The organism is Exiguobacterium sibiricum 7-3, from assembly GCF_000620865.1.
Classification (GTDB): Bacteria; Bacillota; Bacilli; order Exiguobacteriales; family Exiguobacteriaceae; genus Exiguobacterium_A; species Exiguobacterium_A sibiricum_A.
The window spans coordinates 691257-703679 of record NZ_KK211190.1 but is presented as its reverse complement, the minus strand read 5'-3'; the positions used below and the strand labels follow the sequence as shown (position 1 = coordinate 703679).

Below are 12423 nucleotides of genomic sequence, written 5' to 3'. Positions count from 1 at the left end.
ACAGACTATGCTCTTGATTATACGCCCGCTTTCTATTAATTGCCTATCAAAATGTTCTGACGATTTGATGACACTTCCTTTGTTGTTTTCCCGTTTTTTTCAGCAAAAAAACTCTGCATCCCGTTTTAGGAATGCAGAGTCATGAATTACCACTGTTCGATATCCGGTCGATCCTTAAACGTCGACTTCGTCCCGTGACGTTCGTTCAAGACGGCTTCGACGTCGGTGAACGAAACACCCCGATCAGCAAGTAACACTGTCAAATGATACAGCAAATCCGCTGTCTCTTCCGCAAGTGTATCGTCGCCCGCAAGGACGACTTCAAAGGCCTCTTCGCCAAACTTCTTGGCGATTTTTTCTCGCCCCGCTTTGACCAGGTAGTTTGTATAAGACGCCTCATCTTGCGACGCGATTTTTTCTTTTACCGTGCGTTCAAGTTCATGTAGCATGCGGCACCTCCACTTCTGTATAGAAACATGTCCGATTGCCGGTATGGCACGTCGGTCCGTTCGCTTTGACAGTGATCAACAGACTGTCCTGATCGCAGTCGATCCACATACGGCGCAGTTCGAGCGTATGTCCGCTCGTCTCGCCCTTCGTCCAAAGCCGATTTTTCGTCCGTGAGAAGAACGTGACGAGTCCGGTCGCAAGCGTTTTGTCGTAAGCCGCCTGATCCATGAAGCCGACCATCAGGACATCGTTCGTCGTTTCATCTAAAATCACGGCCGCGACGAGTCCTTTCGAAAAATTCAATTCGATCATCGGACGTCGACTCCTCTCGCCTTCAAGTAGTCTTTTGTCTCCGGCATCGTATAGGTCGCTTCATGGAAAATCGATGCTGCGAGTGCTGCATCGGCTCCCGCTTCGAGACCTTCCGCCAAGTGTTCGAGTGTCCCGACACCACCGGAGGCGATCAACGGCACATTGACGACTTCGCGTAAGCGTTGGATCAATTCCAAATCGTAGCCGTCTTTTGTTCCGTCGGCATCCATCGACGTGACGAGCAGTTCACCGGCTCCAAGCGATACGGCTTCCTTCGCCCATTCGATCGCATCCCGTCCAACGGCTTGTGTCCCACCGTGCGAGAAGACGCCCCATGAGTCACCGGTCCGCTTGGCATCGATCGCGACGACCGTCGCCTGAACACCAAACAAGCGGCTGATGTCTTGAATCAGTTGCGGGTTCTGTAACGCCGACGAATTGAGGGAGACTTTATCGGCACCGGCACGGATCAAGCGTTTCGCGTCTTCCAGTGTCTTGATGCCGCCGCCGACCGTAAACGGCATGTAGATGACTTCCGCCACCCGCTCGACGATATCGAGCATCGTGTCGCGTCCTTCCTGCGTTGCCGAGATATCAAGTAATACCAGCTCATCGGCACCTTGTTCGTAATAGTATTTCGCGACGGCGACGGGATCTCCGAGGTCACGCAGATTTTGAAACTTCACGCCTTTGACGACGCGCCCCTCCTTGACATCGAGGCAAGGAATGATCCGTTTCATCAACATACGCGAAGCACCTCTTTCAACGACAACGAACCGTCGAGCAAGGCACGGCCGATGACGGCACCGTCCATCCCGATTTCTTTTAAGCGGGCGACGTCTTCGACTGTTGTCACGCCACCGGACGCAATCAGTTCAACACCGTCCCGTTTTAAGCGGTTCAGTCCGTCGACATCCGGTCCCTGCATCATCCCGTCGCGGGAGATATCCGTGTATAAAAATGTCTTAATGCCTTTTTGAATCAAGTGTTCGATTGCCCGTTCGAGCGTCCAGTCACTCGCTTCGAGCCAGCCGCGTGTCTGGACGATCCCGTCTTTGGCATCAAGTGCCACAGCCAACTTATCACCGGCCCGTTCAATCATCTGTTCGAGCAACGCTTCGTCTTCAAGAGCAACCGTGCCGATCAAAATCCGGTCAATCCCGGCGCCAACGTACGCTTCGACCGTTTCGATATTGCGGACGCCGCCGCCGGCTTCAACGAACAAACCGGTTTCTTTTTTGATGTCCGCGATCAGGCTCAAGTGAAGAGGTTCACCGGCTTTGGCGCCATCGAGATCAATCAGGTGAATCGCTGTCGCACCATCTTCTTTAAAACGTCTCGCAATCGTCAACGCATCCCCGAAAAAGGTCTGCTGTTGAAAATCACCTTGTTTGAGCCGGACGGCCTGTCCGCTCATTAAATCGATTGCTGGGTAGAGTTGCATGTCGTCTCTCTCCATTCCTTAAGTAATTTCAATCCGACTTCGCCACTCTTCTCCGGGTGGAATTGCATCCCTGTCACCAAGTCCTTTTGGACGATGGCCGGGACGAGTCGTCCGTACTCGACCGAGTCGACGATCCAGTCCGGATCACAGACGGCACCATACGAGTGAACGAAATAAACCGCTTCGCCATGGTTCGTCAACTGATGCCAGCCCATGTGCGGTAAGCGGACGTCACTCGGTAACTTTTCGACTGTTCCCGGTAAAATACCGAGCCCTTGTGTCTGTCCGTCTTCATCACTTGACTCAAACAGCAGTTGCATCCCGAGACAAATCCCGAGGAACGGTTTTTTCGTCGCTTGTTTCTGTAAGAACTCAATCAATCCCGTCTCTTCTAACCGGGCCATTGCCGGCGCATAGGCACCGACACCCGGTAAGACGAGCGCTTCCGCCTGTCCAAGTAACTCCAGATCACTTGTAACGATGACGGCTTCCCCGAGCTCTTTTAACGCCCGTTCGATGTTCGCGATATTGCCGACACCATAATCTACGATTGCGATCATTGGTCAATCAGTCCTTTCGTTGACGGGACGCCGTCACCGGTCACGGCAACCGCCTGACGGACAGCACGACCGAGTGCCTTAAACAATCCTTCGATCATGTGGTGCGTATTCGAGCCGTAAAGGACTTGGGCATGAATCGTCATCCGGGCACTGCGGGACAAGCCTTGGAAAAACTCTTCCGCCAGTTCCGTATCAAAATCACCGAGCTTCGGATTTTTGAATTCGGCGAGGAAGACCGTATACGGACGACCGCTGAAGTCGAGGACGACCGAGGCAAGCGTCTCGTCCATCGGCACACGTGATTCGCCGTACCGTTCGATGCCGGCTTTGTCGCCTAACGCTTCCGTCAAGGCAGCTCCGAGGACGATCGCTGTATCTTCGACTGTATGGTGGGCATCGATCCAGAGATCGCCCTTCGCTTCGATCACCAGACCAATCCGGGCCTGGAAGGCAAACAACGTCAACATGTGATCAAAGAAACCGACGCCCGTCTTAATCTCAACCGGTCCGCCACTGAGGTCGACCGCCACCTTGATTTCTGATTCTGAACTTACTCGTTCACTTGTCCCACGACGCATTGCAGTTCCTCCTCTACACATTTCTCTAAGATTTCCATCGCTTCCTTCGAACCGCAACTGACACGGAAGGCTCCGTCAAACAAACGGATCCGCAGTCCGGCGTTGGCACAACGTTCGGTGAAGCGTTCAGCTTCCTCATATTCAACGTAAACAAAATTCGCAGCACTCGGATACGTTCTGCCAAGCGGTTCGACCAGACGGGCAATCGTGTCCCGGCTCGCGAACGTTTCTTCCAAGACGAGATCCAGTTCCGGCTCGGCCATGATGGCGATCCCGACGGCAGCCGAGAGTCCGGAAACATTATACGGCGACTTGATTGATTCGATTTCCGCAACAATCTGTTCACTGGCAATCAGGAAGCCGAGCCGCAGTGAGGCGAGACCAAATGCTTTCGACAACGTCCGGAGAATGATCGCGTTCGGATACTCATCGAGTAAACCGACCATCGATTGCTCAAAGGCAAAGTCGATGTAGGCTTCATCAATCACGACATATTTTCCGCTGTCGAGCAATCGGCGGACATCCGCTTCCTTCCGTAAAATCCCCGACGGATTATGCGGGTGACTGAGGAAGATGATGTTACCTGGTGCAGCGAGCAGTCCATCGACATCGAGTGCCATCCCGTCGAGCAACGGGACTTTACTGAAGTCGGCCCGTGCGCGGTCAGCATAAAACTGATACATGACGAAGTCCGGTTGCGAGGCGATAACTGGTGACTCTGGACCGGCGTAGCGGGCACAGAGGTAGCCAATCAGTTCGTCGGAGCCGTTCCCGGCCACGAGTTGCGTCGGACGGACACCGGCATAGGCGCTGTACGATGCTTTGACTTGATCGATGACTTCGACCGGGTATTCATTGATGGGAAACGTCTCGACGAGTTGTTTGATCGTCTCGATGCCAACCGGGCTGTGTGCCGTAAATCGTTCGTTTTGGTGTAATCGCATCAGTTCTCCCTCACTTCTATCGCTTGTGCGTGTGCTTCGAGTCCTTCGACCCGAGCGACCGTTTTCGCGGCATTCGCTAGTCGAGCGACACCTTCCCGTGTCGCTTCGAGCATCGTCTGGTGACGTAAGAACGTTCGTGCTGATAAGCCGGACGCAAAGCGGGCCGTCCCGGATGTCGGTAAGACGTGGTTCGTCCCGGCGACATAATCCCCGAGTGTTTCCGGTGTTTCGTGTCCGAGGAAAATCATCCCCGCGTGACGGATCAACTTGACGACCTCTTGCGGGTTCGCGACGGCGAGCTCCAAGTGTTCGGCGGCCAGACGGTTTGCTTCTTCAATCGCATCATCAAGTGAGGCAACGAAGACACCACCGTTTTCCATCGCCCGGCGTGCAATCTCCTGGCGTGGCAGTTGTTGCAAGCGGCGTTCGATGTTCGCATCGACGTCCGCTTTCATCGCTTCCGTCGGGACGAAGGCGATCGCGACCGCATCTCGGTCGTGTTCCGCTTGTGCGAGTAAATCAGCGGCAATCCGGTCCGGATGTGCCGTCTCATCAGCGATGACGACGACTTCTGACGGTCCGGCAACCGAGTCGATGCCGACGATGCCGTAGACTTGACGTTTTGCTTCGGCAACAAACCGGTTGCCCGGTCCGACGATCAAATCAACTGCTTGAATCGATTCCGTACCGAACGTCAAGGCAGCGACGGCTTGGGCGCCACCGATTGTATAGATTTCTGTCACACCGGCGATTTTCGCAGCGACCAACACTTCTGTGCTGAGTCCGGTGACCGGTGTTACCATGACGACCCGCTCGACGCCGGCGACTTTAGCCGGAATCGCGTTCATCAGGACGGTCGACGGATAACTTGCGGCTCCGCCCGGGACATAAATCCCAACCGAGTCAACCGGAACAAACCGTTGGCGACGGGTGACGTCCGCTTCGACGAGCTCGATGTCGGACGGCAATTCTTGTTCGTGCCACTCGACGAGTCGGGTCGCCATCAGTTTTAACGAGTCGACCAGATTCGGATCGGCTTGATCAAACGCTTCTTGAATCTTCGTTTCATCCAAACGGAAGTCTGTTAAATCAACGCGGTCAAATTCACTTGTATAGCGACGGACGGCCGCATCGCCGTCGTTTGCCACTTGTTCCAGAATCGACCGGACAGCTTGCTCCGTCTCACGGTCGACACTGAAGTTTTTTGTCGTTGCCATTACCGAGTCACTCCTTCTGTCAGCTGTTCGAGTAATTGAATCACTTCGACGCGTTTGCGTTTCAACGTCCACTCGCTTGTAAAGAATCGGGCGTTGATATCGATAATTTTTTCATATTCGTTGAGACCGTTCGCCCGGAGTGTCTCACCCGTTTCGACGATATCGACGATTGCATCGGCCAGTCCGAGCAATGGTGCCAGTTCAACCGAACCGTTCAACGGCACGATATCGACATCGACACCAAGTTCACTGAAGTAACGTTTCGCGATGACCGGATATTTGGTCGCAATCCGGACCCGACGTCCGCCTTCGAACTGCAACGGTTCTTTCGCACAGACCGACATCCGGCAAATCCCGAATGGTAATTCTGCCAGTTCCGACAATTCCTGATCCGATTCGAGCAGGATGTCGCTGCCGGTGATGGCGACGTCGAGGACGCCTTGGGCGACGTACGGAATCAAATCCGATCCTTTCATGAAGACGAATTCGTGTTCGCCGCGCTTGACGATCAATTCACGTTCGATCGCCCCCCACGTTTCGACCCCTGCTTCTTTTAAATACCGTTCCGTCGTTTTCGACAGCCGGCCTTTCGTAATCCCAATCCGCATTTAGAGCACCTCCGCGAGTCGTTCGACGGAAAACCCGATTCCGAACGCTTGTTGTTCCTGACCAAATTGTTCGTACAGCCGGTCGTATCGTCCTCCGACCAATACCGGTTCGGTCACACCTTCGATGAAACCGTGAATCGTCACACCATCATAGTATGTCTGCAGCCCCATCTGTCCGAAGTCGAGATCGGCATTGACGGCGTCTGCTAAATCGATGACAGCATTTAAGCGGGTTTCGTCGACATACGGCAAGATCTGTTCCGCGCCTTCCCGACCAAACAAAAGCGGGAGTTTGGCGAGCAAGGCATCATCGAGTTCACGGGCAATCCGTTTCAGTTCGATGACGTTCCGTAACCGCAACATCTGTGTCACTTGATCCCGCAGGTGGTGATCACCGACCCGGGTTTCAATCAAGTGTTCAATCAATCCGGCGTCGCCGATCGACAACGTCACTTCTTTACCGGTCAATTCTTCGATCAACCGGACACCGAGTTGGATCGCTTCAACCTCGGCAATGACGCCCCGCTCTTCAAACCCGACTTGGAACTTTTCTTCCGGCTGGAAGACCGAACCACTGTAAAAGACGCGCTTATATTGTTCGCGGCCCCGCTCACTGAGCGCCCGCGCGACACTTGTCGTAAAATCCATCCGAATTTGTTCCCGGCCACCGACTTCTTCAATTAAAGGGGTGATTAATCGGGTATAGTTAGATTGTTCGAGCCCATCCTCGAGTTGGCGGATGACACGTTGCAGGCGTTCAGCTGATTGCCCGACGTAGTCCGTCGCCCCGTCTTTGAGTCGAATCGTAGAAAATGATTGCATGTCGCCACTCCTTTATCTTGTTATCACTGTACCACGCTAAATTATTTAACGATAAGATACCTTTTTTGTGGTTCGATTGTCAATCCTTTTGCCTGTTTTCGTACCGAAAAAAACATATTGGAGGTTTTGTCATGCAATTGATCAAATGGGACGGTCACGTCCACAGCCCGTATTGTCCGCACGGAACAAAGGATCCACTTGAAGCGTATATCGAACGCGCCCTGTTACAAGGTCTCGAACGGATCAGCTTCACCGAGCACGCCCCGCTTCCGGAAGGACTCGTCGATCCGGCACCCGACAACGATTCCGGAATGTCGTTTGCGACAGCCGAACGCTACATTGAAGAACTAAAGATGTTACGCGACACATACAAAAACGATATCGACATCCGGATCGGGATGGAGTTTGATTACTGGGAGCATGACGTCGACGGTACGCGTGACATCATCGCCCGTTATGGTCCCGAGCTGACGGACGGCATCCTGTCGCTGCACTACCTCTGGATCGAGGACCGTTATTACATGGTCGACTTCAGCAAGGAAAGTTTTGGTGAGATCGTCACGGCGACAGGCAGTGTCACGGCCGCTCACGAACGGTATTACGAAGGCATCCAAGCGCTCGTCATGACGAACCTCGGGACACACCAACCAAAACGTCTCGGTCACCTGACGTTGCCGACAAAATTCATCCAAGCCTATCCGCTCGAGCAGACGCCGGCGAACCTTGACGAGACGGTCCGTAAAATCCGTCAGGCCGACTTTACGCTTGATCTCAATACGGCAGGCCTGCGGAAACCGTTATGCGGTCTTTCCTATCCTTACCCGGAACTCCTGCAACTCACGCAGTCTTTAGGCATTCCACTTGTTTACGGATCGGATGCGCACCTCGCGAAAGACGTCGGTGCTGATTTTGACATGAAATGGTGAGAAATTAGATATGTAAAAAAAGAATCGCTCGTTTTCATCAACTCTGTCAGGAGTTGCGTGAAACGGGCGATTTTTTCATGCCAAACAAAAAAAGACCCGCAAACGTGTCGCACACGTCTACCGGTCTTATGATATCTTCTATTCTAAGTTGGCATGTTTGCCGTACATCGTTTTTGAATCAAGTTGTTTCGCCGCCATGATGTGGAGAATCAAGGCATCATAGAACAGCAACATCGTTTGTTCAAACAACGATCCCATCGGTTGAACTGTTTCGTCCGCTGTGGCTGTCCGTTCTTTCGGCACTCCCGGCAGTTTCACAGTCAAGTCTGCTAACTTCGCCAGTGTCGACGTCGGCTCAATCGTGACGACCGCGACGGTTCCACCGATCTGTTTCGCTTTCTCGACGATTGGAACGAGTGTTTTCGTCTCACCGGATCCTGATCCGATGATCAACAAGTCTCCTTCACGCAAATTCGCGGTGACCGTCTCACCGACGACATATGCATCAAGTCCCATATGCATCAAGCGCATGACAAACGCTTTGCCCATCAAGCCGGAGCGACCGGCTCCAGCGAGAAAGATCCGGTCTGCCTTCAGAACGGCTTCGGCGAGTTGCGTCGTCTCGGCTTGATCAATCGCTTCGACCGTCGACGTCAGCTCTTGTAAAATCGTTTGAATATGTGTCATTTACGCCTCTTGCAGCATCCGACGCATCGTTGACGCTGTTCCTTGTTTGTCGTCTTGTCCGGTAATCCCGCCACCGACGATGATGAGGTCTGGACGTGCTGCGATAACTTCTGGTAATGTCTCCATCTTGATGCCACCAGCAACTGCTGTTTTGGCGTTTTTAACAACCGATTTGATTGTTGCGAGATCCTCGAACGAGTTTTGACCGACGGCTTGAAGATCATAACCTGTGTGGACACAGATGTAGTCAACACCAAGTTCATCAAGCTCTTTCGCACGTGTCGCGATATCTTTGACAGCGATCATATCAACCAAAATCTTCTTGCCTGATTTTTTCGCTTCTTCAACGGCACCTTGGATCGACATATCTTCGGCTGCTCCAAGAATCGTCACGATGTCAGCACCGTGTGCGACAGCTTGGCTGACTTCATAGCCGGCAGCATCCATGATTTTTAAGTCGGCGAGAACCGTTAAGTTCGGGAATGCCGCTTTCATTTCTTTAACGGCGCGAAGCCCTTCGTTGATGACGACCGGTGTCCCGATCTCAACGATATCTAAGTTTTCTTCACCAATTTCTTTGACTAAAGCGATGGCACCTGCTGTATCTACTAAATCGATTGCTAATTGTAATTTCATGATCTATCTCTCCCATTCTTCTCTCTATTTATGGATCCTGGCACTTCCTTCTGACGTTCGTGAAGGAACATGACTAAATATAATCCTGATAGACGAACTTGGGAAGTACGCACTTTTAATTTACATAGTGCGGTTTTTCATACATAGTGCGGAAAAGTATACTGTCGATGACAAGAGGACTATACTAAAAAAGGAGGTGGATTGATGCCACATTTTGAAGACCGGCAGTTTAATTGTGAAAAGGAATTGACCCTATCGATCATCGGGGGCAAATGGAAGATGCTGATTCTTTGGCACCTTGGTAAAGAAGGGACTAAACGTTTCGGAGAGCTGAAAAGTCTGATGCCCGGCATTACGCAACGGATGCTCGTCAATCAGTTACGGGAGCTGGAAGATCACCATATCATCCACCGGGAAGTCTATCCGGTCGTTCCGCCGAAGGTCGAATATTCGTTGACGCCACACGGCCACAGCCTGATGCCGATTTTGGACGCGATGTACGACTGGGGCAAGGATTACGCCAAAAATGTCCTCGAAGTCGAGTTCGAACAACAAAAATTATCCCAATAAAAAAGATGCTCGTCTGTCCCGTCTCAATCTGAGAGGAGGCAACCGAGCATCTTTTTTAGATTTCTTCCGTTGTAAAAATCTTCGACATCGCCAGTTCGTCGACGTACTCGCCGTCAATCATCAAAGAAGCAATCCGCGTGCCTTCAATATTGAAGCCGAACTTATGATACAACTCGATTGCCCGCAGGTTATCTTTGCGAACCGTCAGTTCGAGCCGGACAAGTCCCGCTTCGACGGCAAACGTATCGACCGCTTCGAGTAACCCGGCACCGAGACCACGACCGGTATAGGCATCGAGCAAACCGATCACGAGGTTCGCCCGGTGACGGATTCGACTTGGTTTGCCACCGACGACCAACACATAACCGACGAGCTGTTCATCGACATCGACGACGAAGATGTCCGAGTTCGCTGCCTGACCAAATCGTTCGATGAACGCTTCCGCCTGCTCCGTTGACATGCTGCGTTCTTCCGGTTCATACAACATATATTTCGTTTCCCGATCAATTCGTCGCATCAAGTCCGATAAGGCTTTTCCGTCCATTAAGGTGGCTCGTCGTATCATCAATTTCAGCGCCTTTCTGTATAATTAATCTCGTTATAACATTTGTCTCATATTAACCTTATAAGTATTTATTCATCAATCAAGATAAAATAGCTTGTTTTTTTATTTTTGCCGTCTAATTATCACCTTTCTATATCTAAGCGTATTTATCATAAAATATTTTTAACTTTATTGTTTAGTATTAATTTAAAATTTATACTTATACGAATTGCTTTTTATGTCTTTCGTTTTTTCAATTACGTATCCCAATTTTTCTAACATTAGCATATGTACAGGACAAGGATAATCTTTAACATCACCTACACATACTATTGCTTTAGTATCTTTCGCGACTTTGAAAAAACCAACATCTGATAAATCTTTAATATTTGTATTTGCACCATGATGAGACGCAACAAAAAAATTATAACTAACATTTATAAATTTGTCTGGAAATTGAATATATTCACAATCACCAGGAAGTAATATTTTTTTTTGATCATTTTTAATAACCAAAATTAATCCTAGATTATTTTTATCATTGTATTTAGTTTTTATTGTACTTCGGCCCCTCAAAACATTGACCCCTGAATTTCGACCTTCTCCTTTTCCAAGCATCAAATAATTATTATCAACAATAACTTTATTATTAAAGCTATTATCTATAAAAATACTTTCAATAAAAGGATCAAAGTGCAGAAATGCAGCTAATCTTAATGCTCCTGTACTTACATTACTTTTAGGTAAATCTGGAACTACCCAAAGGTTTTCAAATTGCTCTTTTTCTAAATGAATTATACCTTTTATATGATCTTGATCCCAATGAGAAAGCATAATCATATAATTCCCATTCAATTCTTTTGCAGCATCTACAGCGATTTTATGTACATTTTCGGGAGCATTATTTCCAATCCCAATATCAAATACTATCGTAAAAATTTTTTCCTTAGTAATGTGATTCTTAAAATCTATTTTGGACCAGTTTCCCTGTCCTACGTTGTAAACATTTAATTCATTTTCAAATTTGTTACCTTTATGAATTAGACCATCCATAATTTTTCTCTCTATCTTTTTTTGGCTATCTTCGGTCTTTATTTTATTTTTAGTATTATTCTTTAATTCTTTTATTTTTCTTATAACATCAGGATTTTTTGTTTCAATTAATGATTCTATATATGCATTAATTCGCTTTATCGGAGAGGCGCTGAATACAACTTTACCTTCTATCAGATTTTCTTTATTATCAATTTCTTCTTCAAGTAAAAAATTAACTTCAAATATTTCATCTTTATTGTCAGATAAACCAGATAGTAAGTATTTTAATTTTTGAGATTCACTAGGATAAAAATCATAAAAATAGGGTTTATAAGGGGGCAAATCTTGAGGATATTCTTCATTTATATATTGTAAATCTAAATCTATCATTTTATTATTAGTTAAAGTTAAAAAATGTTCTTCGTCTTCCTCAATCAAAAAAGCATAAGTTTTATTTCCATCTTCTTTAGGTGGAATGATTAATCCTTTATATAGTATACTATTTGAAAAATCTTGTTTATCTAATAATTTTTCTGTATTAAGAAAATCCTTATGTAATCTTTCTTCGTCAATTATTGGTCTAGAGAATTGAAAGTTATATTTTTTATTGGTCATAAAAATCGATTTTTTGACATCTTTTAAATTATGACTATTCTGTCTTGCATATAAATATTTTAAAATTTGAGTTGAATAGCTTCTAATGTTTAATTGATAATTAATAAAAATGTAGCGTCCACCTAATTTTATTTTTATACATTCATTATCATTTTGTCTTTTTGAACTTATAGTTTTTATTTTTGCTACATACAACTGTTCTTCATCGTTTAGATATATGTAGAGATATCCTGGATTATTGTTTACTTTATTAATAAAATGAGATATGTACTTTATACGAGAATTTATTTTTATAACTTCTTTATTGAAGTTCAAATTGGTAGAGATAAATATATTTTCTAAAACACTATTTTTCATCACATTTCCACCTTATATTTATATACTGAATCAAGGAATTCAAATCTTTTATTTATAAATAAAATTAATATTTTTACGAAGAAAAAAATATATAAATATTTTTTGTTTATCATAAAAA

General features: G+C 47.7%; 14 protein-coding genes and 1 pseudogene. 2 read left to right on the top strand and 13 right to left on the bottom strand.

All coding sequences use genetic code 11. The annotated features are described in order from the left end of the window. Positions 1–146: 146 nt before the first annotated feature. The 9 genes and pseudogenes from hisIE to P402_RS0104475 form a co-directional block, all read right to left on the bottom strand. Positions 147–762: pseudogene (gene hisIE, locus P402_RS17245) on the bottom strand (bifunctional phosphoribosyl-AMP cyclohydrolase/phosphoribosyl-ATP diphosphatase HisIE). Further along, positions 759–1508 (bottom strand): imidazole glycerol phosphate synthase subunit HisF, encoded by a 750-nt coding sequence (gene hisF, locus P402_RS0104510; RefSeq protein WP_026827613.1) that lies wholly within the window; start codon positions 1506–1508, stop codon positions 759–761. The pseudogene hisIE and the gene hisF overlap by 4 nt, the downstream one beginning before the upstream one ends. Continuing rightward, positions 1502–2206 carry a 1-(5-phosphoribosyl)-5-[(5-phosphoribosylamino)methylideneamino]imidazole-4-carboxamide isomerase gene (hisA, locus tag P402_RS0104505; RefSeq protein ID WP_026827612.1) on the bottom strand — a complete coding sequence of 235 codons (705 nt, stop codon included), beginning with the start codon at positions 2204–2206 and terminating at the stop codon, positions 1502–1504. The genes hisF and hisA overlap by 7 nt, the downstream gene beginning before the upstream one ends. Beyond that, positions 2179–2766 carry an imidazole glycerol phosphate synthase subunit HisH gene (gene hisH, locus P402_RS0104500; protein ID WP_026827611.1) on the bottom strand — a complete coding sequence of 196 codons (588 nt, stop codon included), beginning with the start codon at positions 2764–2766 and terminating at the stop codon, positions 2179–2181. The genes hisA and hisH overlap by 28 nt, the downstream gene beginning before the upstream one ends. After that, on the bottom strand, positions 2763–3344 hold the full coding sequence (gene hisB / locus P402_RS0104495) for an imidazoleglycerol-phosphate dehydratase HisB (protein WP_012371230.1): 582 nt from the start codon (positions 3342–3344) through the stop codon (positions 2763–2765). The genes hisH and hisB overlap by 4 nt, the downstream gene beginning before the upstream one ends. Beyond that, complete coding sequence (locus P402_RS0104490) at positions 3317–4288, bottom strand: pyridoxal phosphate-dependent aminotransferase (RefSeq protein ID WP_026827610.1); 972 nt, start codon at positions 4286–4288, stop codon at positions 3317–3319. The genes hisB and P402_RS0104490 overlap by 28 nt, the downstream gene beginning before the upstream one ends. Beyond that, complete coding sequence (gene hisD, locus P402_RS0104485; RefSeq protein WP_026827609.1) at positions 4288–5505, bottom strand: histidinol dehydrogenase; 1218 nt, start codon at positions 5503–5505, stop codon at positions 4288–4290. Before hisD ends, P402_RS0104490 begins: the two co-directional genes overlap by 1 nt. Further along, entirely contained in the window at positions 5505–6113 is a 609-nt protein-coding gene (hisG, locus tag P402_RS0104480) for an ATP phosphoribosyltransferase (protein WP_012371233.1), read from the bottom strand. The genes hisD and hisG overlap by 1 nt, the downstream gene beginning before the upstream one ends. Then, the gene (locus tag P402_RS0104475) at positions 6114–6935 is read right to left on the bottom strand and encodes an ATP phosphoribosyltransferase regulatory subunit (protein WP_026827608.1); all 822 of its coding nucleotides are present in this window, start codon (positions 6933–6935) and stop codon (positions 6114–6116) included. 131 nt (positions 6936–7066) lie between these two features. Here P402_RS0104475 and hisJ point away from each other — a divergent pair, with 131 nt between their 5' ends. Next, the gene (hisJ, locus tag P402_RS0104470; RefSeq protein WP_051525119.1) at positions 7067–7861 is read left to right on the top strand and encodes a histidinol-phosphatase HisJ; all 795 of its coding nucleotides are present in this window, start codon (positions 7067–7069) and stop codon (positions 7859–7861) included. Between the two features lie 138 nt (positions 7862–7999). On the opposite strand, the gene hxlB is transcribed toward hisJ, so the two are convergent. After that, positions 8000–8548: a 6-phospho-3-hexuloisomerase gene (gene hxlB, locus P402_RS0104465; RefSeq protein WP_026827606.1), complete on the bottom strand. Its 549-nt coding sequence runs from the start codon at positions 8546–8548 to the stop codon at positions 8000–8002. After that, positions 8549–9184 (bottom strand): 3-hexulose-6-phosphate synthase, encoded by a 636-nt coding sequence (gene hxlA, locus P402_RS0104460; RefSeq protein ID WP_026827605.1) that lies wholly within the window; start codon positions 9182–9184, stop codon positions 8549–8551. It lies immediately after the preceding gene. 204 nt (positions 9185–9388) lie between these two features. On the opposite strand from hxlA, the gene P402_RS0104455 reads away from it, so the two are divergent. Then, positions 9389–9754, top strand: coding sequence for a winged helix-turn-helix transcriptional regulator (locus P402_RS0104455; protein WP_026827604.1), 366 nt, complete (start codon positions 9389–9391; stop codon positions 9752–9754). 55 nt (positions 9755–9809) lie between these two features. Here the strand turns inward: P402_RS0104455 and P402_RS0104450 are convergent, their stop codons facing one another. After that, a complete protein-coding gene (locus P402_RS0104450) occupies positions 9810–10319 on the bottom strand; it encodes a GNAT family N-acetyltransferase (protein ID WP_026827603.1) in 510 nt (169 codons plus the stop codon). Between the two features lie 186 nt (positions 10320–10505). After that, positions 10506–12305, bottom strand: coding sequence for a hypothetical protein (locus tag P402_RS0104445; RefSeq protein WP_026827602.1), 1800 nt, complete (start codon positions 12303–12305; stop codon positions 10506–10508). Positions 12306–12423: the final 118 nt, after the last annotated feature.

Excerpts from the sequence above, each read along its gene's own strand:
- P402_RS0104450 (WP_026827603.1), bottom strand. The coding sequence starts at position 10,319 with ATGATACGACGAGCCACCTTAATGGACGGAAAAGCCTTATCGGACTTG.
- hisF (WP_026827613.1), bottom strand. The coding sequence starts at position 1,508 with ATGTTGATGAAACGGATCATTCCTTGCCTCGATGTCAAGGAGGGGCGC.
- hisA (WP_026827612.1), bottom strand. The coding sequence starts at position 2,206 with ATGCAACTCTACCCAGCAATCGATTTAATGAGCGGACAGGCCGTCCGG.
- P402_RS0104490 (WP_026827610.1), bottom strand. The coding sequence starts at position 4,288 with ATGCGATTACACCAAAACGAACGATTTACGGCACACAGCCCGGTTGGC.
- P402_RS0104455 (WP_026827604.1), top strand. The coding sequence starts at position 9,389 with ATGCCACATTTTGAAGACCGGCAGTTTAATTGTGAAAAGGAATTGACC.
- hisB (WP_012371230.1), bottom strand. The coding sequence starts at position 3,344 with ATGCGTCGTGGGACAAGTGAACGAGTAAGTTCAGAATCAGAAATCAAG.
- hisG (WP_012371233.1), bottom strand. The coding sequence starts at position 6,113 with ATGCGGATTGGGATTACGAAAGGCCGGCTGTCGAAAACGACGGAACGG.
- P402_RS0104475 (WP_026827608.1), bottom strand. The coding sequence starts at position 6,935 with ATGCAATCATTTTCTACGATTCGACTCAAAGACGGGGCGACGGACTAC.
- hxlA (WP_026827605.1), bottom strand. The coding sequence starts at position 9,184 with ATGAAATTACAATTAGCAATCGATTTAGTAGATACAGCAGGTGCCATC.
- hxlB (WP_026827606.1), bottom strand. The coding sequence starts at position 8,548 with ATGACACATATTCAAACGATTTTACAAGAGCTGACGTCGACGGTCGAA.
- hisJ (WP_051525119.1), top strand. The coding sequence starts at position 7,067 with ATGCAATTGATCAAATGGGACGGTCACGTCCACAGCCCGTATTGTCCG.
- hisH (WP_026827611.1), bottom strand. The coding sequence starts at position 2,766 with ATGATCGCAATCGTAGATTATGGTGTCGGCAATATCGCGAACATCGAA.
- hisD (WP_026827609.1), bottom strand. The coding sequence starts at position 5,505 with ATGGCAACGACAAAAAACTTCAGTGTCGACCGTGAGACGGAGCAAGCT.
- P402_RS0104445 (WP_026827602.1), bottom strand. The coding sequence starts at position 12,305 with ATGAAAAATAGTGTTTTAGAAAATATATTTATCTCTACCAATTTGAAC.